General features: G+C 70.2%; 19 protein-coding genes and 1 pseudogene. 8 read left to right on the top strand and 12 right to left on the bottom strand.

Going from position 1 to position 21,495, the window contains the following annotated elements:
• Positions 1–35: 35 nt before the first annotated feature.
• Together ABT130_RS17085 and ABT130_RS17090 are read right to left on the bottom strand one after the other, a co-directional pair.
• The gene (locus ABT130_RS17085) at positions 36–830 is read right to left on the bottom strand and encodes a thioesterase family protein (protein ID WP_350956405.1); all 795 of its coding nucleotides are present in this window, start codon (positions 828–830) and stop codon (positions 36–38) included.
• A gap of 317 nt (positions 831–1,147) precedes the next feature.
• Positions 1,148–1,951 (bottom strand): class I SAM-dependent methyltransferase, encoded by an 804-nt coding sequence (locus tag ABT130_RS17090; protein WP_350956406.1) that lies wholly within the window; start codon positions 1,949–1,951, stop codon positions 1,148–1,150.
• Positions 1,952–2,293: 342 nt separating this feature from the next.
• Between ABT130_RS17090 and ABT130_RS17095 the strand changes: the two genes are divergently transcribed.
• From ABT130_RS17095 to ABT130_RS17110, 4 genes and pseudogenes are all read left to right on the top strand, one after another.
• Positions 2,294–3,502, top strand: a complete 1,209-nt coding sequence (locus ABT130_RS17095; protein WP_350956407.1) for a cysteine desulfurase-like protein — start codon at positions 2,294–2,296, stop codon at positions 3,500–3,502.
• A 35-nt stretch (positions 3,503–3,537) separates the two neighbouring features.
• Positions 3,538–3,708: pseudogene (locus ABT130_RS17100) on the top strand (transposase); the annotation flags it as partial.
• A 406-nt stretch (positions 3,709–4,114) separates the two neighbouring features.
• Positions 4,115–4,681 carry a DUF1062 domain-containing protein gene (locus ABT130_RS17105; protein ID WP_350956408.1) on the top strand — a complete coding sequence of 189 codons (567 nt, stop codon included), beginning with the start codon at positions 4,115–4,117 and terminating at the stop codon, positions 4,679–4,681.
• Positions 4,682–5,111: 430 nt separating this feature from the next.
• Positions 5,112–5,498, top strand: a complete 387-nt coding sequence (locus ABT130_RS17110) for a VOC family protein (RefSeq protein ID WP_350956410.1) — start codon at positions 5,112–5,114, stop codon at positions 5,496–5,498.
• A 492-nt stretch (positions 5,499–5,990) separates the two neighbouring features.
• Here ABT130_RS17110 and ABT130_RS17115 read toward each other — a convergent pair whose 3' ends face one another.
• From ABT130_RS17115 to ABT130_RS17130, 4 genes are all read right to left on the bottom strand, one after another.
• Positions 5,991–7,172 (bottom strand): ABC transporter permease, encoded by a 1,182-nt coding sequence (locus tag ABT130_RS17115; RefSeq protein ID WP_350956412.1) that lies wholly within the window; start codon positions 7,170–7,172, stop codon positions 5,991–5,993.
• A gap of 109 nt (positions 7,173–7,281) precedes the next feature.
• Positions 7,282–7,935, bottom strand: a complete 654-nt coding sequence (locus ABT130_RS17120; protein WP_451934977.1) for an ABC transporter ATP-binding protein — start codon at positions 7,933–7,935, stop codon at positions 7,282–7,284.
• A gap of 2 nt (positions 7,936–7,937) precedes the next feature.
• Positions 7,938–8,957: a peptidoglycan-binding protein gene (locus ABT130_RS17125; protein WP_350956416.1), complete on the bottom strand. Its 1,020-nt coding sequence runs from the start codon at positions 8,955–8,957 to the stop codon at positions 7,938–7,940.
• Between the two features lie 23 nt (positions 8,958–8,980).
• Positions 8,981–9,490, bottom strand: coding sequence for a hypothetical protein (locus ABT130_RS17130; protein ID WP_350956418.1), 510 nt, complete (start codon positions 9,488–9,490; stop codon positions 8,981–8,983).
• 104 nt (positions 9,491–9,594) lie between these two features.
• Between ABT130_RS17130 and ABT130_RS17135 the strand changes: the two genes are divergently transcribed.
• The 3 genes from ABT130_RS17135 (at position 9,595) to ABT130_RS17145 (ending at position 12,783) form a co-directional block, all read left to right on the top strand.
• Positions 9,595–10,239 carry a response regulator transcription factor gene (locus ABT130_RS17135; RefSeq protein WP_350956419.1) on the top strand — a complete coding sequence of 215 codons (645 nt, stop codon included), beginning with the start codon at positions 9,595–9,597 and terminating at the stop codon, positions 10,237–10,239.
• Entirely contained in the window at positions 10,236–11,408 is a 1,173-nt protein-coding gene (locus tag ABT130_RS17140) for a sensor histidine kinase (protein ID WP_350956421.1), read from the top strand. The genes ABT130_RS17135 and ABT130_RS17140 overlap by 4 nt, the downstream gene beginning before the upstream one ends.
• 235 nt (positions 11,409–11,643) lie before the next feature.
• On the top strand, positions 11,644–12,783 hold the full coding sequence (locus tag ABT130_RS17145; RefSeq protein ID WP_350956423.1) for a PP2C family protein-serine/threonine phosphatase: 1,140 nt from the start codon (positions 11,644–11,646) through the stop codon (positions 12,781–12,783).
• Positions 12,784–12,828: 45 nt separating this feature from the next.
• On the opposite strand, the gene ABT130_RS17150 is transcribed toward ABT130_RS17145, so the two are convergent.
• From ABT130_RS17150 to pgfA, 5 genes are all read right to left on the bottom strand, one after another.
• Entirely contained in the window at positions 12,829–13,941 is a 1,113-nt protein-coding gene (locus ABT130_RS17150; RefSeq protein ID WP_350956425.1) for an NAD(P)H-dependent flavin oxidoreductase, read from the bottom strand.
• Positions 13,942–14,055: 114 nt separating this feature from the next.
• Positions 14,056–14,802 carry a decaprenylphospho-beta-D-erythro-pentofuranosid-2-ulose 2-reductase gene (dprE2, locus tag ABT130_RS17155; protein ID WP_350920991.1) on the bottom strand — a complete coding sequence of 249 codons (747 nt, stop codon included), beginning with the start codon at positions 14,800–14,802 and terminating at the stop codon, positions 14,056–14,058.
• 142 nt (positions 14,803–14,944) lie between these two features.
• Positions 14,945–16,270: an FAD-binding oxidoreductase gene (gene dprE1, locus ABT130_RS17160; protein WP_350956426.1), complete on the bottom strand. Its 1,326-nt coding sequence runs from the start codon at positions 16,268–16,270 to the stop codon at positions 14,945–14,947.
• Between the two features lie 49 nt (positions 16,271–16,319).
• Entirely contained in the window at positions 16,320–17,240 is a 921-nt protein-coding gene (locus ABT130_RS17165; protein WP_451935325.1) for a decaprenyl-phosphate phosphoribosyltransferase, read from the bottom strand.
• A gap of 52 nt (positions 17,241–17,292) precedes the next feature.
• Complete coding sequence (gene pgfA / locus ABT130_RS17170) at positions 17,293–18,210, bottom strand: cell envelope lipid trafficking protein PgfA (RefSeq protein ID WP_350920986.1); 918 nt, start codon at positions 18,208–18,210, stop codon at positions 17,293–17,295.
• Between the two features lie 202 nt (positions 18,211–18,412).
• Between pgfA and ABT130_RS17175 the strand changes: the two genes are divergently transcribed.
• The gene (locus ABT130_RS17175) at positions 18,413–19,576 is read left to right on the top strand and encodes an acyltransferase family protein (RefSeq protein WP_350956428.1); all 1,164 of its coding nucleotides are present in this window, start codon (positions 18,413–18,415) and stop codon (positions 19,574–19,576) included.
• Here ABT130_RS17175 and ABT130_RS17180 read toward each other — a convergent pair.
• Complete coding sequence (locus ABT130_RS17180) at positions 19,573–21,456, bottom strand: hypothetical protein (RefSeq protein ID WP_350956430.1); 1,884 nt, start codon at positions 21,454–21,456, stop codon at positions 19,573–19,575. The two genes, ABT130_RS17175 and ABT130_RS17180, sit on opposite strands and share 4 nt — an antisense overlap.
• Between the last annotated feature and the right edge of the window lie 39 nt (positions 21,457–21,495).

Genomic DNA, 21,495 nt, shown 5'->3' on the forward strand with positions numbered 1-21,495 from the left:
TTTCGGGTCCGGTGCCGCCGGCCGGCGGGGCGAGGTCACACATCCCGCGGCCGGCCCGTCACCAGGCGGAGCTGCCGGGCGGAGCCAAGGTGATCCCCGTCGGGACCCCAGGCGTCGATCCGCTCGTCGATCCAGCCGTCGGCGCCCGCCTGATGCGTACGGGCGTGCAGGAGTACCCACGGTGACTCCGCCCGCGCGAGCCCGGCACCCGGCCGTACGGTGAACTCGACGGTGGGAATGGGCAGCATCTCCCGCAAGACCGCGGAGTAGGACGGCGCCAGCCCGTCCATCAGCAGGATCAGGCGATGCGCGTCCGGCGGCTCGGAGTCCTCCACCAGGCGGATCCAGGCGGTCAGCTCGGCCTCGGTCCCGCCCGCGTAGGGACGATCCGGCCCCACGGCACGGATCTCCATGGACGTGGAGATGGCCACGAACTCGGGCGGGATCGTGAAGACCTCGCAGTCCTCCGGTCGCGGCACGACCGGCGCGGTGGGTGAGACGACCGGCCAGCAGTCGCGACCGGGAGACCCGAACGTCGCCGAGGCGTCGACATGGACGCCCTGCTCCGTCGTCGCCCGGCCCGCGAGCGAGGAGAGCGTACGGCCGGAACGCACCGGCGAGACCTCGACGCGGAACCCTCCGTGAAGGGGGCGGTGATAGCGCGCCGTACTACTCTGCAGCAGCGCGCCCGGCGCCTGCTCCCCCATCGCCGCCGTCAGCAGCGCGAGGGTCAGGCCACCGTGAACACCGCCGAAGCCCCACAGGTGCTTTCCCGGATCGACGAGGTCGCCCACCGGTTTCCCGAGCAGGGCGCCGACTTCCGCGATCACGAGTTCTCCCCTCCCGGACGACGTACCCGCAGCGAGGCGACGGCGGCCAGGCCCACCAGGCGATACCGCCGGCGAAGAGCAGGCACCCGGCCACCTGCGCCACCACGCACAGCAAGGGTTGGATTTTCCAACTAACCCAACGCGAGGACCGTAACAGCAGTCAGTTTGAAAAAACAACCCTCAGGTCATGAAAACAGGCCGTGAGCTCACACATCGGCCGCCGACGCGGATCACGGGGTCCGTCAGCCGGCAGGTTGTACTTGATCACGCAGATGGAGGCGCCGTCCGGGCGAGTGACCCGATCGGAAGCCGATGCCTCACCGTGCGGATTCGTCCGTGACCTGGCCGATCAGCATTGCCACGCGGACGTGTTCGGTGAACGGCCGGTGCCGCTCCAGGGCGTGGCGGATCCGCTCGGCGAAGAGTGGTCGCCGGTCCGGAGCCGGCAGTCGGTCGACGGGAAGCGCCGAGTAGACACCGCCGACGATCTGGTCGAGGTCGAGTTCGTCGCCGTAGTCGACGCCGATCTCGCTCACGGCGAATCCCGCGCCGGTCAGACTGTCGCGGTATCGCCGCCGGCTCGCCTCGTCGGTGCCGCAGGCATGGCTGACTTCGAACCCGAACCACTGTTCCAGACAGCCGCGCAGCGCCCGCGACCAGGCGGTGTCCTGCAGCCACAGCGGAGTCCCGTTGGCCACCACGGCCACACCGCCGCCGGAGCGCGCCAGCGGAGCCAGCGCGCGGAACAGCTCGTCATGGTTCATCCAGTGCAGGGCCTGGCCGATGGTCACCGCGCCCACGGTCCGGTCGCCGCACAGGGCGCCCAGCGCCGGTATGTCGGTGTCCGCCCCCAGCATCCAGCTCAGGTTCGTCATGCCCCGCTCACCTGCGGCCTGCCGGGCCCGGAGCAGCATGTCGGGCTCCGGATCCACGCCGAGGACCGCACGCACCCGCTCGGCGATCGGCAGGGTCAGCTGGCCGGTTCCGCAGCCAAGGTCGATCACGAGGTCATCCCCGGTCAGCTCGAACGCCTCCACCAGCGCGTCGATGACGGCCCGGGGGTAACCGCGCCGATACCGGTGGTAGAAGTCAACCACTTCACCGCGAAATCCCAGATCCATGGCCACAGCCTGCCCGCCGAGGTCCCTGCCACGACAGCGATTCAGCTCGCGGCGTCAGTCCGGCGGGAACCGGCGCCGCGTTCGCGGGCCGCGGGCAAGGAGGCCGACAGGGCGCCGGCACGGAGCAAGGCCACCCCGGCCTGCTCCCGCAGCCGGATCGGCCCGCCTCGCGCTGTCGCGCGGGTGAGCCGGCCGCCCTTGCGGAACCTGCCCGGCGGATGGATTCCCCGCTGGACGAAGGTCCCCGCGCGGGCTCCTCCGGGACCCGGCTGGATAGGCTTCGGCCAAGCCGTTCGCGAGCGGATCGGCCGCGGTCGGGTCGACAGCGATCCGGGAGGTCTCATGGCATACGACGTGGCAGCCGTACGGGCGCATTTCCCCGCCCTCGACGAGGGCGCGGCGCACTTCGACGGGCCGGGAGGCTCGCAGGTTCCCGAGCAGGTGGCGGACGCCGTGGCCGGCACCCTGCGGGCCGCCGTCGCCAACCGCGGCGCCGGAACCGCCGCCGAGCGCCGGGCCGACCGCATCGTGGTCGAGGCACGCCAGGCGATGGCCGACCTGCTCGGCGGTACACCGACCGGCATCGTGTTCGGCCGGAGCATGACGCAGCTCACCTACGACATGGCCCGCACGCTCGCCAAGGGGTGGCGTCCCGGTGACGAGGTCGTGGTCACCAGGCTGGACCACGACGCGAACATCCGGCCCTGGACGCAGACCGCCGAGGCACACGGGGTCACCGTCCGCTGGGCCGACTTCGATCCGGAGCGCGGCGAGCTGGACGTCGCCGCGATCGCCGGCCTGCTCACCGAGCGCACCCGGCTGGTGGCCGTCACCGCCGCGTCGAACCTGCTGGGCAGCCGGCCGGACATCCCGGCGATCGCCGAGCGGGTACACGCGGCCGGAGCGCTGCTCTACGTCGACGGCGTGCACCTGACGCCGCACAGCCCGGTCGACCTTCAAGGGCTCGGCGCCGACTTCTACGCCTGCTCGCCGTACAAGTTCCTCGGCCCGCACCTGGGCGTGCTCGCCGCCGCCCCCGCGCTGCTGGAGACCCTCCGCCCGGACAAGCTGCTCCCCTCCAGCGACGTGGTGCCGGAACGCTTCGAGCTGGGCACCCTCCCCTACGAGCTGCTCGCCGGCACGACGGCGGCGGTCGACTTCCTCGCCGACCTCGTACCGGGTGCGGGCACCCGGCGCGAACGCCTGACCGCCTCGATGGCCGCGCTGGAGCGGCACGAGGAGGCCATGCTCGGGCGGCTCGACGCGGGTCTGGCCGAGATCGGCGGAGTGACCTCGTACGGCGCGGCCGCACGCAGGCGCACCCCCACGACGCTGTTCACCATCGACCGCGTCAGGCCGGCCGACGCCTACCGGTCCCTGGCCGAACGCGGCGTCAACGCGCCCGCCGGCAACTTCTACGCGCTGGAGTGCTCCCGCCGCCTGGGCCTCGGCGACACCGGCGCGCTCCGCGCCGGAATCGCACCGTACACCGACGAGTCCGACGTGAACCGGCTACTGAAGGGCATCCACGAGCTGGCCCGGCAGGTCTGACACTTCGCGATCTTGAGGGGTCGGGCTCACATACGGTACGTGATGACGTGCGATCCTTCGTCGTCGATCGGCTGGGTCCCGAGGGCGTGCTGATCGTGGATGAGGCCGGCTTCGTCAAGAAAGGCGCCCGGTCGGCGGGGGTTCAACGGCAATACAACGGCACCGCGGGCCGGATCGGCGTGTTTCCGGCCTATGCCCACGCCGCGCCGGGCCGCACGTGATGACAAGGGCACAGCCTTTCGCCCGAGAGCACGGCGGCGGTCTCCGCCTGGCCGCTCCGCGGTTCCCGCTGCCCGGCTGTTGACAGTCACCGGCCTGCCATCGGGTGAATAAAGCGGTTGCGGCTCGACAAGTGATCACATAGCTTGCGATCGGCATCGTCGAATCCGTCGTGAGGACACCCGCGTGACCCCGCCTGCTCTCTCCGCCTGACACCTTTCCAAAGCGCTTCGTCACCGACTCCGTCGGTACTACCGGGCTGTCCCGTTCCTGCGTGCCGCAACTGACGGCTCTGCCGGGACCCCCGGCTCTTCAGCGTTTCAGGCCGTGTGACCACGGCCTTCGTCAGGTCCGAGAGAGATCATGTCCTCACAACCCCATAGAGATCATTCCGTGCTGTCCTGGACCGTACGGCGGACTCGCCTGCCCCTACTGCACTTCCACTGCCTGGAGTGCCGCTCGGCGGTGGCCACCGTCGCGGAGGGCAAGTTCCGGGTGAACGCCAACGGCAAGCTTCTCGACGTGTGGCTTCTCGTCCGCTGCGTCTCCTGCGATCAGACCTCGAAGATCACCGTACGCGAGCGAGTCCCGGTTCGCTCCATTGATCCCGTCCAGCTCCACGCGTTCGAAACCAACGATCCGGCGCTCGTCATCCAGACGCTCCTGGACCCGTTGATCGCCCGGCGCAACCGGTTCAGCCTCGACTGGAAGGACGCATGGCGTCTGCATACGTCACCACCGCATCCGCCGGCGGACCCGAGCTGGCCGATCCGGGTGAAGGTCGACTTCCTTGACCCCGTGCCCATCCGCCCGGAGCGGCTGATCGCCCACGGCCTCGGCATCAGCCGGAGCGAAACCGAACGCCGGATCAAGTCCGATGTCCGCCTCAACCGCACCACGACCACGAACTTCACTTTTGTCGTCCTTCCCGCCGCTCAGGGCGGGAGCAGGACGGTGTAGCCGCCCGGATCTCGTACCGAATCCCTGTCCGCCGGTCGTGGCCGACCCGTCCGTCATCGCCCGCGATCTGTTTCCCACAAGTCGGCGAAGCAGATCGCGGGCGATGACCTCCTCTGCCTCGTGTTCGGGAAACAGCCTTTCTCCGCTGACAGCGGAAACGGCTGATCTCCCGAACACATGCTTGTGGCGCATCCGGTGAGAGGCTCCCGCCGCTGCGATGGAGACTGCCGCGAAGTCGCTTCACCCGCAGGTCCGGGTCCGATGTCCACAAGCAACGACCCGCACCGCAAATGACCTGGTCACGCCCCAAGCGGCAGGCGGGTTCGGCCCGGCGGTGAGGGACGGGCCATGAAGGTGACTCGCCACACCATCTGCCGGGTAGGAGCCTCAGAGGCCGACCATCTCGTCCGTTTCGGGGAAGGATTTCACCATGCCAGTTGAGTTGAACCACACCATCGTGGCGGCCCACGACAAGAAGGCGTCCGCCGAGTTCCTGGCAGGCGTCCTGGGCCTTGAGGTCGGGGCCCCCTACGGGCCCTTCATCCCGGTGGCGACCGGTAACGGCGTCACCCTGGACTTCGCCGACAGCCACGAGGAACAGATCACCACCCAGCACTACGCCTTCCTGGTTTCCGAGAAGGAGTTCGACGCCATCTTCGGACGGATCCAGCAGGCCGGCATCACCTACTACGCCGACCCCTTCCACCGGCAGGTCGGGCAGATCAACCACCACGACGGCGGCCGTGGCCTCTACTTCGAGGACCCGAACCACCACAACCTGGAGATCATCACCCGCCCCTACGGCAGCGGCGGATGACGCGGCCCCCTGACCCCTGACCCCTGACCCCTGACCCCTGACAGGATCATCCATCCATCGGGCTGTCCCCACCCCCCTCCACGGCGAGTGATCCTGACCTGCCCCCTTCCAGACCCTGACCTGAACCCCTCCGATAGAGGGGAGCGGCCCCTCCCTCACCTCTCTATGGCGGGTGCCCCTGCGCTCCTTTCGAAAGAGAGGCTTCAGCTACGGCGGCCGCCCCCGCACCGGCCTCCAGCGGATTGCTTCAGCCGTGTGGAGAGCACCGGGCGGCCCGGAAGAAAGCGGCTACGGTCCGCTCCCCGTACGGCGAGACGATATGGCGCGGAGGTGGGTGGGTGTTCCGGGCGGCGTATAAAGTCCCGAAACCACCGCGCCCGCCAGGCCGGAGGCCTGAGAACACCCACCCACCGGAGCGCGCACCCGACCAGCCGTGAGGTGCCGCAGCACACCCCCGACCAGCCATGAAACACCGCAGCGGTCCGATCGCTGTCAGGTCGTGGACAGTGCGACCGTCGGGGACAGGCGAGCGGCCCGCATCGCGGGGTAGATGCCGGCGAGAGTGCCGATGACCAGGGTGGCGCCGACCGCGCCGCCGACCGCCCAGGGCGGCAAGACGGGAGGCCAGTCACGGGACAGGGCATAGCCGACGGTGGCCAGGGTGCCCAAGGCGGTCCCGACGACGCCGCCCAGAGCGGACAGCAACAGGGACTCCGCCAGGAACTGAACGCGGACCTGGCCACGGGTGGCCCCCAGGGAGCGGCGCAGGCCGATCTCCCGGCGGCGTTCCAGCACCGAGATCACCATGGTGTTCGCCACGCCGACCCCGCCGACCAGCAGGGCGACCGTGCCGAGGCCGAGCAGCAGGTTGGTGAAGGCCCCGGCCGCGGCGGCCCTGGCGGCCAGCGCGTCGGAGGGCCTGCTGACGTTCACCTCCCCCGGCTTCTCCGGATTCACCGTACGAGGCAGCACGGAGCGTACGTCCGTCACCGCCTCCTCGGCGGACCGCTCGTAGATGGTGGTGGGGTGCCCGTCGAAACCCAGCAGTTCCTCAGCCGCTGGAAACCCGATGAGCGCCGACCGTTCGATCTCGGGCGCGAGCGGCATCGATTCCAGGATGCCGATGACCGTGAACCACCGGTTGCCCACCCACACCCGCACACCGGTCCTGGTGATACCCAGTCGCTCCGCGGATTTGGAACCCAGGACCACCACCGGTTGCCGTTCGGTGGCGGCGTTCAGCCAGGTGCCGTGCTGGACCGTGCCCTCCAGCGTGCGGAGCAGTTCGACGGTGGCGGCCTGTACGGCGATGCCCCCGGTGACCGTCTCGGGGATGTAGCCGGTCCTCCGCACCGACGCCTCGACGATTCCGGTGGCCGAGGCCGTGCTCACCGGGCCGATGCGCCTGACCATGGCGACCGACTCCTTCGGCAGCTTGGCCGGCTCCCCGAAGATCGTCTGACCCGGGGCCACGGTCAGCAGGTTGGTGCCCAACCGGTCGAGCCGGCGCAGCAGCTCCTCCCGGGAGGAGGAGGAGATCCCGATCACCGCGATCATGGTGGCGATACCGATGGCGATGCCGAGCGCGGAGAGGATCACCCTCGTCGGGCGGCTCCTGAGCCCCGCCGCGCCGACCCGGAGCACGTCGGAGAGGCCGAGCCTGGCGGGCTTCATCTCAGCGCCTCCCCGCCACGAGCCCCCGGCACCTCGGAGAGGTCGATCCTGGCGGATCTCCCCCCGTCACAACCCCCGGGCACCTCGGAGGGAGTGAACCTGATGGGCTTCACGTCAGCACCTCCCCGTCGCGGACCCGTACCTGCCGGGGGCACCAGGCGGCGATCTCGTTGTCGTGCGTGATGATCGCGATCGTGGTCCCGCCCTCGTGGAGCTCGCGCAGGATCTTGAGCACCTCGGCCCCCGAGGCGGAGTCGAGGTTGCCGGTCGGCTCGTCGGCCAGCAGCAGTGGCGGGTCGCCGACGACGGCCCTGGCCACGGCCACCCGCTGCTGCTCACCACCGGAGAGCTGGTTGGGCCGATGGTCGAGCCGATGCCCGAGGCCCACCCGCTCCAGGGCCGCCGCGGCCCGTGTGCGTCTAACCCGCAGCGGCGTTCCGGTGTAGAGCAGTCCGTCGGCCACGTTGTCCAGGGCGCTCACCCCCGGCGCCAGGTGGAACTGCTGGAAGACGAACCCCAGGTGGCGGGCGCGCAGCGCCGACAGCTCGCGGTCCGACAGGGTCGCGATGTCGTGACCCGCGATGCGGACGGTCCCCGAGGTGGGCCGGTCCAGGGTCCCGATCAGGTGGAGCATGGTGGACTTGCCCGAGCCCGACGGACCGACGATGGCCAGCAGTTCGCCCTTCTCGACCAGCAGGTCCACCCCGCGTAGCACCTGGACATCACCGTTGTAGGTCTTGGTCACCCCGTGTAGCTCGATGATGCTCACTCCGACGGCACCCCGACCTTCATACCTTCGCTGAGCCCGTCCCCGGTGATCTCGGCCATGCCGCTGCCGAACGCGCCGACCTTCACCGGCACCAGCCGGATGAGGGAACCCTCGACGATCTCGATACCGAACCCGCCCTCGCGCAGCGCGAGCAGCGCCTCCACCGGTACGGCGAGCACGTTCTTCCGCCGCCCGCTCACCATCTCCACCTCGACGGGGGCCCGGTCGAGCTTGGTCTTCGGTTTCCTGGTGAGCGTGATCTCGACGTCGATGACCGTCCTGTCCCTGCTCCGCCTGGCCACCGTGCCCACTTCGGTGATCTTCCCTGCCGCCTTCTCGCCGCCCGGCAGCTCCACGGTGACCTTCACCCCCTTCTTGGCGAGCGTCTGGTCACCGCTGTCGAGTTCGACGTGGACCAGCCGGTTCAGGTCACTGACCGTGAGGACCTGCTGTCCCGGCGCGATCCTGCCGCCGACCACGGTCTTCACCTCGGTCACCCTGACCGCCGAGGGCAGGAACAGCACCTGCGTGTCGTCCACCTGACCGGTCTTGGGCAGCCCCCGGTCCTGCTGCCACTCGCGTACCGCGAGGTAGGTGGCGTAGCTGAAGTGGTCGTCCACGGTGAGGTCCTTGCCGTAGCCCAGCGCCCTGAGGTTGCGTTCGAGCTGCCTGACGTCGGGCCCGTCGGAGACGCCCCGGCGTAGCGGCCGGTAAAGGGGCAACGTGCCGTACATCAGGGTGACCGGCCTGCGATCGACCTTGAGCAGGGAGCGGCCCCGCCGTACCACCGAGCCCTCGGCGGGCACCGACGTCACCGTTCCGGCCGCGCCGGTGGTGAGCCGGCGCTGCCCCGAGTAGGTCAGCGCGCCGGTCACGGTCTTGGTGTCCAGCAGGTCCTGCCTGGTGATCACCGCCGTGTCGGCGACCTGGGCCCTGACGGGCGTGGCCACCCCGGCGCCGCCATCGGCCAGCACGGCGATCACCGCCCCCGCGGCCACGACTGCCAGGAGGGTCACCCCCGACAGGACGAGCCCCCTCCTCACTGCCCGCTCGCTTCCATGCCGGGCGAGAACTCCTTGCAGGCCTCCTCGGCCGCCTTCACCTTCGCCTCCGCTCCCGCGGGGAACTGGAACTTGACCCCGCCGTTGGGGTCCGGATCCTCCATGTCGATGCCCTGCTCGCGCATGCACTGCACGTACTTGACCATCTCGTCGCGCCGCTTCGAGTCGCCGGCCGTGCTCTTGTCGCCGAGCGCGGCGTCCAACAAGGGCTGGCACACCTTCGCCGCCTTATCCGTCTTGGCCTGCTCGTCCTTCTTGGTCTGGTAGTTGATCGACCCGTTGGGGTCCGGATCGGCCATGTCGACGCCGTTCTCACGCATGCACTGGGCGAACTTCAGCATCGCCTGCCGCCGATCGGCCGAGGCCGAGGCCGAGGCGGTGGGCTTGGCGGTGCCGTCTCCCGCGCTGGCGACGCCTGAGGTGGTCGGAGCCGCGCCACACCCCGCCAGCAGCAGCGGTACGGCGAGCAGCAACAGTCGAGCTTTCACAACGATCTCCCTGGGTTGGTTGAGGGCCAACTTCACCGGAGAAGGTGTTAGACCCGGATAAGCGCTTACCCGGCGCTAACACCCGGTGCGTCACCCTCGTCATCATGCGAGTGCTGATCGTGGAGGACGAAGAACAGCTGGCCGACGCCGTCGCACGGGGCCTGCGGCTGCACGCGATGGCCGTGGACGTGGTCTACGACGGCCGGGAGGCGCTGGAGCGGGCCGGATACGTCGAATACGACGTCGTCGTACTGGACCGTGACCTGCCCGAGGTGCACGGCGACGACGTGTGCGGCGAGCTCAGGCAGCGAAGCCGCATCCTCATGCTGACCGCGGCGGGGCAGGTCCACGACAGGATCGACGGGCTGACCCTGGGCGCGGACGACTACCTGGTCAAGCCGTTCGCATTCGCCGAGCTGGTCGCCAGGATCAGGACGCTGGCCCGCCGCTCCTTCCGTACCGCCCCGCCGGCCCTGGAACGGGCGGGGATCAGGCTCGACCCCGCCCGCCGTACGGTCACCAGGGACGGACGGCGGATCGGGCTGAACCGCAAGGAGTTCGACCTGCTGCGGGAGCTCCTGGCCGCGGACGGTGACCTCGTCACCTCCGCCGAGCTGCGCAGAAAGGTGTGGGACGAGCACGCGGAGGGGGGTACGGGCGTGCTGCGCGTCGCGATCACCTCGCTGCGCAAGAAGCTCGGCACTCCCTCGGTGCTGCAGAACGTGCCGGGAAAGGGGTACCGGCTGTGAGGCTCGGCCTGCGCACGCGACTCACCCTGTTGTACGGCGCGCTGTTCTTCGCGGCCGGGTCGACGCTGGTCTGGTCCACCTACCTGCTGACCGCCAAGGCGCTGAACCAGCAGTTCACCGTGGCCTACTCGAAGATAAGCGAGGCGGGAGCAGATCTGCCCTCCGAGAAGCCCATCGGGGAGGTGCTGATAGGGGACGTGGGGCAGCGGGCGACCAGCGTCCTCGACGAGATGCTGCGCTCCTCGCTCCTGATCATGGTCCTCGTCGGGATCGCCGCGACAGTGGTCGGCTACCTGATCGCCGACCGCGCGCTCCGTCCCCTCGACCGGGTCACCGAGACCGCGCAGCGGCTGTCGGAGGGCAACCTGCACGAGCGGATCGCCCTACGCGGGCGGCCCCAGGACGAGATCAAACGGCTGGCCGACACCTTCGACGCGATGCTCGACCGGCTGCACCGGGTGTTCGACGCCCAGCGCCGATTCATCGCCAACGCCTCGCACGAGCTGCGTACCCCGCTGGCGATCAACCGCACGGTCCTGGAGGTGTCGCTGGAGGAGCCCGGGGCCTCGCCGGATCTCAAGACGCTGGCCCGCGCGCTGCTCGGTACCAACGCCCGCCACGAACGGCTGATCGAGGGACTGCTCCTGCTGGCCCAGTCCGAGCAGGAACTCACCTCGCGCAGGCCCCTCGAACTCGACCAGGTGGTACGCGCCGCCCTGGACCAGCTCGACCCGCTGCCCCGCAACCGGCCCGTCACCATCCACCGGGACCTGAGCCCGGTGACCGTCGAGGGCGATCCGCTCTTCCTCGAACGCGCCGTCTGCAACCTGGTGGAGAACGCGATCAAGTACAACGTGCGGGACGGGCAGGTCTGGATCTCCTGTGACCAGGGCGGCCTGGTCGTGGAGAACACCGGGCAGCCGGTCCCGCCGTACGAGGTGGAGGATCTCTTCGAGCCCTTCAGGCGGCTGCAGGGCGACCGTGTCCGCTCGGCGCGCGGCGCGGGGCTCGGGTTGTCGATAGTCCGCGCCATCGTGGACGCCCACGGCGGTACGGTCACCGCCACCTCACGCCCCGAGGGCGGCCTGCGCGTCGCGATCACTCTGCCCTCTCCCCCGGCCCCGGTAGCCGGTTCCGGCAACACCCGGATCCCCGCCCGAACCGGCTGACAGACACTCCGCGCGCCCCGGTTCCGGGAGAAACCCCGGCGAGCCGGGTACGGCGGAACCGCGCCGAGGAGCGCACGTGAACGCGAGAGTCACCGGAGTCCGTTCTACGATGCGAGAAGAGAGGTGGAACGCCGCCCCCCCGCGCACCACGAGATGGCGCGTGCCGTTCCGCCAAGGCCGGGCAAGTGTCGAGGTCCCTCCGGCCGAACCTCGACAACGGAGAGCAGGAGCAACGGTGCGCACTTCTGACGGCCCGCCGGAGAGCGGCGGGAAACGGAGCGGGATCACCTCCTCCGCGCTCAGTTCCACCGTTCTGCTGTACTGGCTCCTTGGCCTCACCGTGCTTGTCCTGGTGTCCGGCTACCTGAGCGACAGAGAGAGCCGGCTGGCCCCCTTCCTCATCATCCTGCCCGCCTTCGTCGCCGGGGTGGGGACGGTGCGGCAGACCTTCCTCACCGCCGGATGGGTCGTCCTCGTCGTTACCGGCTCGGTGCTCTACCACCCGTTGGAGCCGGCCGCCAATCTGTCATTGATCGTCTTCTCCGTCGTACTCGGGGGGTTGAGCGTCGCGGGAGGCCGGTGGCGGATCCGCAAGAACGAGGAGATCGCCCGGCTGCGCTCGGCGTCGGCGGCCCTGCAACGGCAGATCCTGCGCCCGCTGCCGTTGCTCACCGACCAGCTCCTGGTCGACGGGCTGTACGAGCCCGCGGAGGAGGACAGCATGGTCGGGGGCGACGTCTACGAGATCGTGGCCTCGTCGTACGGCAGCCGGGTGCTCATCGCCGATGTCCAGGGCAAGGGCCTGCCCGCCATCGGCACCGCCTTCGCGGTGCTGGGCGCCTTCCGGGAGGCGGCCTTCCGGGAACCGGCTCTCCCCGCGGTGGTGGACGCACTGGAAAATGCCGTGCTGCGGCACAACGCCTTCGCGAAGCAGGCCGGCGAACCCGAACGCTTCGTCACCGCCCTCGTACTGAGCGTAGACAGCGGATACAAGGCCCAGGCCGTCAACTGCGGCCATGTTCCGCTGTACATCCTGTACGGCGAGCGGGTCGGCCCGGTTCTCTTCCGTGATCCGGGCGTCCCCCTGGGGCTGGGCTCCCTCACCTCGCAACCACGTGCCGTCGAATGGTTCGACTTCCCTCCCGGTGCGACCCTGCTGCTCTGCACGGACGGCGTCACCGAGGCCCGTGACCCGTCCGGCGTCTTCTACCCCCTGGAGGACCGCCTGGCCCACTGGCATGACGCCTCCCCCGATCAGGTGGTCGGCACCCTCCAGACCGAACTGCTCCGACACACCCGGGGCAACCTCCGCGACGACGTCGCCGTACTGGCCATCCGCCGGAACTCCCCCGGCACGCCCATGACCACCCATTGATCATGTGCACCCGGAACGGAGAGCGCGGCGGGCCACGAACCCGCGCTACTCCCCGGTCAGCCGTCCCAGCCGCTCGGTGGCCTCGATGTACTCCTCCACCAGCCCGAACACCACGTCCTTGGTCGACCGTACCTGGTTCATGGTCCCGATGATCTGACCCGCCGGGAAGGTGGCCAGCTCGGCGGCGTCGGAGCGGGCGATGCGGCGGAGCGCGTCGGAGATCAGCATGAACTGCAGCGGCATCGGCAGGGTGCCGGGCGAGTCGGGCGCCTCCCAGGCGTCGGTCCACTCGTTCCTGAGCAGCCGGGCGGGCTTGCCCGTCCACGAGCGGGAGCGCACGGTGTCGCGTGAGGTGGCCTCCAGGATGCGCTGCTTGGCCATCGCGGGGGTGTCGGCCTCCTCGACGGCGAGCCAGATGGAACCGGTCCACACCCCCTCGGCTCCGAGCGCCATGCCCGCCGCCATCTGGCGGCCGTTGCCGATGCCTCCCGCGGCCAGTACGGGCACGTCCACCGCGTCCACCACCTGTGGGATGAGCACCATCGTGGAGATCTCCCCGGTGTGCCCGCCCGCCTCGGTGCCCTGCGCGACGACGATGTCCACGCCGACCTCGACCTGCTTGACGGCGTGCCGGGGGGTGGACGCCAGCGCCGCCACCTTCACGCCCTTGGCATGCGCCAGCTCGACCACGTCGGCGGGCGGCGGGCCGAGGGCGTTGGCCAGCAGCGCGATCGGGTGCCGCAGCGCCACCTCGACCTGCGGCCGGGCGGTGGCGTCGGTCCAGCCGAGCAGGGCCCGGCCGGCCTCCTCGCCGGACAGCGGACCGACGCCGTGCGAGGTCAGCAGGTCGTCGACGAACGCGCGGTGCCCCTCGGGGATCATCCCCTGGAGCCGTCCCAGCAGATCCTCGGGCGAGTCGACGCCCAGGTCGGCTCCCGCGTAGGAGGCGGGCATGACCACGTCGACGCCGTACGGCTTACCGTCGACGTGGTCGTCGATCCACTTGAGCTCCATCTCGAGCTCTTCCGGGGTGAAGTAGAGCGCGCCGAGCACGCCCATCCCGCCGGCGCGACTGACCTCGACGACGACGTCCCGGCAGTGGCTGAAAGCGAATATCGGAAGTTCGATCCCGAGCATGTCCGTGACACGTGTCCGCATGCGCCCACGGTACGACCCGCCTCCGGCGAACTGCAACGTGTTCTAGTCTAGAATATTTCGTCGGTATTGTCGGGAAATCAAAACATTGCCGGGAAACTACAACAAGAACCTGTTTCACCGAGGCATTCGGCGCCAGATCGCGCGCGGCAGCACGCGCATCACCGCGAAGAACACCCGCAGCCCGCCGGGAACCCAGACGACCTCGGCGTCCGAGCGCAACCCGGCGATCACCGCGTCGGCGACCTGGCCAGGAGTGGACGACATCGGCGCGGGAGACATCCCCTCGGTCATCCTGCCGATCACGAAACCAGGCCGGACCACCATCACCCGGGCACCCGATCCGTGCAGGGCGTCACCCAGCCCCTGCGCGAACCCGTCCAGGCCCGCCTTGGCCGAGCCGTACACGAAGTTGGCCCGGCGCACCCGCACCCCGGCCACCGAGGAGAGCACCACCAGCGTGCCGTGGCCCTGCTCGCGCAGCCGCCGCGCGGCGAAGAGCCCGGCGGACACGTGCCCGCCGTAGTTGACCGCGACCGCCTCGGCGGCGGCCACCGGATCGGCGTCGTAGGTCTGCTGGCTGCCCAGCACGCCGAAGGCGGGGATGACCACGTCCAGGTCACCGACCAGCTTCGCGGCGGCCTCGATCACCTCGCCGTGCGTCTCGGGCCGGGAGGCGTCGAAGTCCAGCAGGTGCACCTCGGCGGCCCCGATCACCGGGGGCGGCCCGGCGGTGGCGTCACGGGCGGCGAGCACGACCCGGCGGGCACCGTCGCGGACCAGCCGCTCGACGATCGCCAGCCCGATCTCGCTGCGCCCACCCAGCAGCAGCACGGTGTCCACCGCGCCCAGGGCGTTCCTCATCGAATACCTCCAGCGTGGAGCCCCCGGGCCGCAGCCTTGGGGAGGAAGTCGACGGGCGGTCCTCCTCGGCGTCCCGGGACTGGGACCTGTCCGCTCGCCCGCCACAGGGGCCGAGCCGCACGGCACGCCACGCGGCCGCGGCTCACAGGGAGAGTCTTCTCGACAGGTCCGAGCGGAACACCCCGGCCGGATCCACCTCGTCACGGATCCCTCGCCACTCTGCCAGCCTGGGGTACATCGCGGCCATCGTCTCGGCCGACATCCGCGAGTCCTTGGCCAGGTAGATCCGCCCGCCCGCCCCCGCCACCCAGCCGTCGAACTCGCGCAGCAGCCCGGCCAGCCCTCGCCGGCCGGCGGGGATGTCCAGGGCGAGCGTCCAGCCGGGGGCCGGGAACGACAGCATCCCCGGCGTGCCGGGGCCGAACCGCTTGAGCACCGTGAGGAAGGAGACCACCCCGTCGGCCGACAGCCGCGAGACGATCCGCCGCAGCGTCGCCTCCTCGCCGAACGGCACCAGGAACTGGTACTGGACGAAGCCGTGCGAGCCGTAGACCCGGTTCCAGCCGTCCACCGAGTCCAGCGGGTGGAAGAACGGCGCGAGTCCCTGGATGAGACCGGTGCCGGGGCGTGACTTCCGGTACCAGGCCTCGTTGAAGGCCCGTACGGTCACCTGGTTGAGCAGCCCGTTCGGCGCCCAGGCGGGGGCCTTCACCGCGAAACCGGGAGCGAACGCCAGCGGGTCGGCGCCGCGCGGCAGCTCGTCGCGGGTCGCGTGGTCTCCCCTGGTGAGCACGCTGCGGCCCATCCGGGCGCCCGCGGCGAGCAGGTCGATCCAGGCGACCGTGTAGCGGTAACGGTGATCGGTGGCCGCCATCGTCTCCAGCGTGTGGTCCAGGTCCCGGGTGCGCTCGACGTCCACCCGTACCCGGGAGGTCTCGATCGGCAGGCACTGGAACACCGCCTCGGTGATCACACCGGTGAGCCCCATCCCACCGACCGTGGCCCAGAACAGCTCGTCGCCCGGCGCCAGCGTACGGCCGGCGCCGTCGGCCGTGACGAGGGTGAGGGAGCGCAGGTGAGCGCCGAAGGAGGAGTCGGCGTGGTGGTTCTTGCCGTGCACGTCGGCCGCCACGGCCCCGCCGACCGTCACGTACCTGGTGCCCGGGGTGACCGGGACGAACCAGCCCAGGGGCACCAGAGCGGCCATCAGATCGTGCAGGCTCAGCCCACCGGCGGCGGTGACCAGGCCGGTTGTCCCGTCCAGGGACCACGAGGTCAGCGCGGTGCAGTCGAGGACCAGGCCGCCGGAGTTCTGCGCGGCGTCGCCGTAGGAGCGGCCGAGTCCCCGGACCGCGACGCCCCGGCCCGGTGCCCGCCGTACCAGCTCGGCGACCTCCTCGGCGGAGCGGGGCCTGGCCAGACGCGCGGGGGTCGGCGCGGTACGGCCCCAGCCGGTCAGGAAGGTCATCGAACCTCCTTGAGCGTGGAGAACTCGGGCCTCGGCCCTGGAGAGGAGGTCACGGCAGGTAGATCCCGAAGGCGAGCGAGACGAGCAGGAGCGCGACGAACACCTGCGTGGGCCGGTCGCGCAGGGCGAGTTCCTCGGGCTCCTCCCCCACGCCCCTGTCCACCAGCAGATTGTGCCGCAGCACGATGAGCAGGAAGGGCACGATGCTGATCCCGTAGAACGGGCCGGGGTGGTCGTTGAGCGCCCACAGGCAGTAGGTCACGATCATGGCGCCTGACGACATCATCCGGACACCGGCCAGGTAGCCGGGAGTGTAGGCGGCCAGGATGGCCCGGGTGGAGTTGCCGCCGGCGGCGGCGCGCAGCTCGGCCTCCCGCTTGCCCGCCACGAGCTGGAGCGAGCCGAGCGAGATCACCACAAGGAACCAGCTCGTCACCGGCACGTCCACGGCGACCGCCCCGGCGAAGGCGCGGATCACGTGGCAGCCCGCGACCGCGACCAGGTCCACCACCACCTCGTGCTTGAGCCAGTAGGTGTAGGCGAAGGTCAGCGCCAGGTATCCGACGACGACGGCCGGCAGCCGCCAGTCACCCGACAGCGCGGCGAACACCGGGGCGAGCACGACGAGCAGGGCTCCGACGATCCAGGCGAGCCGTACCGAGACCAGACCCGCCGCGATGGGGCGGTGGCGCTTGCGCGGGTGGCGGCGGTCGGCCTCGACGTCGGCGGCGTCGTTGAGCAGGTAGGTGCCGCCGGCGGCCAGGCAGAACGCCACGAAGGCGATCAGCGCGCCCAGCAGGCCCTGGGCGGTCCCCAGCACGCCGGCCGCCGCCGGGGCCGCGAACACCAGGGCGTTCTTCAGCCACTGGCGCGGGCGGCAGGCCCGGACAAGGGCGCCGGGCGAGAGGCGCCGGGCGCCCGGGAGGGGGAGCTCCGGCGCGGCCGGGGCGGCCACCGCTTTCTCGTTCACCGGATCCTGGCTCGCCAGGATCCGGTCACCGGAGCTCACCGCATTCCGATCGTCAGCCCCGGCCGGTCCTGCGGACCAGGAGGAATCCGGTGACCAGCAGGGCGAGGCCCACCAGCAGCAGGATCACCGGGATCGTCACCTTGAGCAGGGTGATCTGACTCTTGCCCTCGGTGGCGTTGCGCACCAGCTCGTCGACGGTCTGCGGGGTCATCTTGGCCGTCGCCGCGAAGGCGATGATGCTGTGGGCGCCGTCCTGGGTCCTCAGGACGTCGTTACGCTGCTGCTCCTGCTTGACCGGCGAGCCGGTCACCGGCTCGATCCAGTAGGTGTTCTTGCCCTCGTAGAACCGGTCCACCTGGACGTCGCCCGTCACGTCCGTCACGCCCATGATCGAGGCGGGGACGGTGCGGGTCTCGGTCTTCGTCTCCGGAGCCACCTGCTCGAACTTGTACGCCGGCAGGCCGTTGACGTCCTCCTCACCGACGAACGTGGCGTCGAAGGCCATGCCCGCGGTGGAGTTGAAGACCTTGTAGGTCTTCTTCTCGACGTCGAAGGGGAACTTGTAGATCTGGCCTTCAAGCTTGCTGGGCTTCTTGTCGATGTTCACCGCGCAGCAGTTGATGCCCTCGCCGGTGTACTTGTTGAAGGCGCTGCGCCGTTCGTTGAGCGCGATGCCCGGGTTACCGTTCGTCGGGTCGTTGACCGCGGTGAACTCGTCCCAGACGACCCGGTCGCCCTGGGACTGGGACACGTCCCCGCGGGTGGTGACGGTGATGGCGAGGTCGCCGGTCATCACCTTGAGGTCCTTGGCGCTGAAGTACTGCGCTCCGGTGGCCTCCAGCTTGCTGATCCCGTATTGGGCGGCCGGAGCCGCGATCAGGCTGCCGCCGATCTGGAAACGCACCAGCGGCGCGAGCACAATGAGGAACGCCCCGACGGCTAACAGGATTACTCCGACGACCCGACGCATCTACCCTCCTGGGGGATTACAGCATGGGGGGTTTGGGGGGAAATATGTGGATTGACAAGGCTACTGACCAGTATGTTAGGTGCAGAGAGTGATCGACGTCACCGGGGGATGCGGAAAAGTGACCGAAACAAGTTCTAGATCGGAACAGCTCTCTCCGCAGGTTCCATCCAAAATAGTCGGTCATCTGGACACTCTGGACGGCGTGCGCGCCGTCGCCTCGCTCGCGGTGCTCGTCTTTCACGTCGCGAGCGAGTCCGGTGCCGCGCTCCGCGAAGGCTTCACCGGCGCGCTGCTCTCCCGCGGCGACGTGGCGGTGCCGATCTTCTTCGCGCTCTCCGGGCTGCTGCTCTACCGCCCCTACGCGGCCGCGCTGCTGTGCCGGACCCCCGCCGTCCGCACCCGCGTCTACCTGTGGAAGCGGGCGGTGCGCATCCTGCCCGCCTACTGGCTGGTGGTCGTGGTGGCCATGTTCATCTGGTCACGCGACCACACCTCCGACGCCTGGAGCTGGCTGACGCTGCTGACCCTCAACCAGAACTACGTCACCGAGACCTGGTGGTTCGGCCTGGGGCCCCAGGGCCTGGCCCAGATGTGGAGCCTCTCCGTCGAGGTGGCCTTCTACCTGCTGCTTCCCCTGCTCGCGGCGGGCCTGGCCGCCTTCGCCCGGCGCGGCGGGGCGGACGCGCACCGGCGGGCCCGGCGGCTGCTGATGGGCCTGGGCGTGCTGATCGCGCTCTCCTTCGCCTGGACACTGCTGACCTACTACCCGGAGTACCGGCCCTTCCTGAACAGCTGGCCACCCCGGTCGATGATCTTCTTCGCCGTGGGGATGGCGCTGGCCGTGGTGCTGGCCTGGATACGCGCCACCCCGGACACCGACTCCCCCGCCCGGCGTTTCGAACGGGCGGTGTGGGCCTCCCCCGGCTCGTGGTGGCTGGTCGCCGCCCTGGCGTACGCCGTCGCCGCCTCCCCCGTGACCGGAACCCGCTTCCTCGGCATCGACGGCGTCTGGTCGGGCCTGTTCGAGCTGGCCCTCTACGCGATCGTGGCCCTGTGCCTGCTCGTCCCGGCCACGCTGCCACCGCCGGGCGACTCACCGGTGAAGGTCCTGCTCGCCAACCCGGTGATGGGCTTCCTCGGCCGCATCTCCTACGGCGTCTTCCTCTGGCAGTTCGTGGCCATCTACCTGTGGTACGACTTCACCGAGCAGCAGCAGTTCTCCGGCAACTTCCTGGGCAACCTGGTACCCATCACCGTCATGACGCTCGTGATGGCCACCCTGACCTACCGGTTCGTGGAACGGCCCGCCCAGCGCCTCAACCGCCTCGTGCGCCCGCCCCTCCGCCCCGCGCCGGCGGAGGGCTAGGAGGGCTGCTCGCCTTCGGCGACCGGCGCCCCGAGGGCGACGCCGGTCATGCAGAGCGGGGCCGTCGGGTCGTCCATCACGATCTTCATCCCCTTGCCCACCCCCGTCACCGGGAAGTGGACGAGGCCGCCGGAGGTCTGCTGCAGGCTGAGCACGATCCGTTCCTCACCGACCTGCACGGTCACCGAGACCGGCCGGTCGGAGATGTAGACCAGCGCGCCCGCCGTGGCCTTCCCGCCGAAGGAGACCGCGTCGGGGAAGAACGCGGTGCCGTCCAGGGTCCGTATGCACTGCTCGCCCTCGCCCCGGGTGGCCAGGAAGCCGAAGATGCTCATCCGCACCAGCCTGCCTTCACGGTTGAAGACCTTGGCGTCCTCCGAGGGTTCCGGGTGCGCCATCCTGACCCGTACGGTCGGGCGGGCCAGCGGGGCGAGCAGATGGCTGCTGAGCCGCCGCTCGCCGTTGACCGGGAGCACGATGTCGTCGGGGACCGGGGTCGGATAGATCACCACATTGTCCGGCGCCGCGGCGAGCTGCCCGGCGACCGTTTCAAGATATGTCCGGACGTGGCCGCCGGTGAGGGTGTCCCGATAGGCCCCGATCGAGATCATCGACAGTATGAGGTAGGCACCCGAGGTCAACCCCGCGGCGAGGACGAGCGAGGACGGCGCGGGCAGCGCGCGGCGGTAGGCACCGCTCTCCCCGCTGACCGGCAGCAGGGCGAGCCCCAGGCAGATCATCAGGACGACCACCGCGTCCGCGACGTAACGGCTCTCCAGGCCCACCAGCGACGTGTAGTTGCCCCGGGCGATCACCGTGGGGATCGCGTCGGCGAGCAGCAGGTAGCCGCCCAGGACGAGCCACGCCCGCAGCGCGCGGCGCCGGTAGCAAACGGTGATCACAAGCAGGACCGCCAGGACCGCCCAGGAGACGGCGACGAGGACGTCGGAGGGGGCGGTCAGGCCGCCGGTCGGGGTCGGCGCCCAGTCGACCGGGCCCCCGATCGCCCCGCTGGGGAACGTCCGGCCCAGCAGAAGCGAGAGCAGGTCGGCGGTCACGCCGGGATCGGGTACCGAGGCGCCCTCCCCCGGCGCCGTGCTCATCCTGGCGAGATAGAGGATCGTGTAGGTGGCGAGCACCATCACGTGCGCCGACCAGAGCCGCCAGTGCCGCCGCACCTCGCCGAGCGCCGAGGTGATCCAGCCCTTCTCCCGCTCCCGCAGGAAGGCGGTGGTCAGGGCGAAGAGCAGGAAGGTGACGAAGACCCCCTTGGTGCTGAAGGCCATGCCGACCACGCACCACGCCAGCGCGTGCCGGCCGTACCGGGTGCCCTCGCCGCGGGCGAAGCGGACCTGGTCGGTCAGCGCGAGTACCAGGACGAGCTGGAGCGGCACCGCGTTGATGGCGGCCGCCCACCAGCCGAACGCCGGAATCGTCAGCGGGGAGAACAGGAACAGGGTCAGCAGCGGCAGGATCGCCGGCCGGGTGCCGAACAGCATCCGCAGCAGCCGGAGCGCCAGCACGCTGAGCAGCGCCTGCGCGACGAACGTGACACCGGCCACCAGCAGCCAGTCGTAGGGCGCGATGCGCGAGAGCACCCAGGTCAGCGCGAGGGCGCCGGGCATGAAGTGGCCCTTGTGCACCCGGGTCACGAAGTCGAGGGTGAGGTCGCTCCGGTAGGCGTCGCCGACGAAGAGCAGGTCGTCCTCGACGAAGTAGGAGTCGCGCAGGATCAGCAGCCGCAGCACCAGCGACACCACGATGAGCAGGGCGGCGCCGAGCAGCACCGGACTGCGGAGGGCCGCCAGCCAGCCGGGCAGCACGATCCGCAGCGCCGGTGGCTCCGGCCGCTCCGGCCGTTCTGTCTCCGTGGCCTCCACTGGCCCTCCCCTGCTGATCCCCGTGTTCCGGCGGAACAC

Source organism: Streptosporangium sp. NPDC001681 (assembly GCF_040298085.1).
GTDB lineage: Bacteria > Actinomycetota > Actinomycetes > Streptosporangiales > Streptosporangiaceae > Streptosporangium.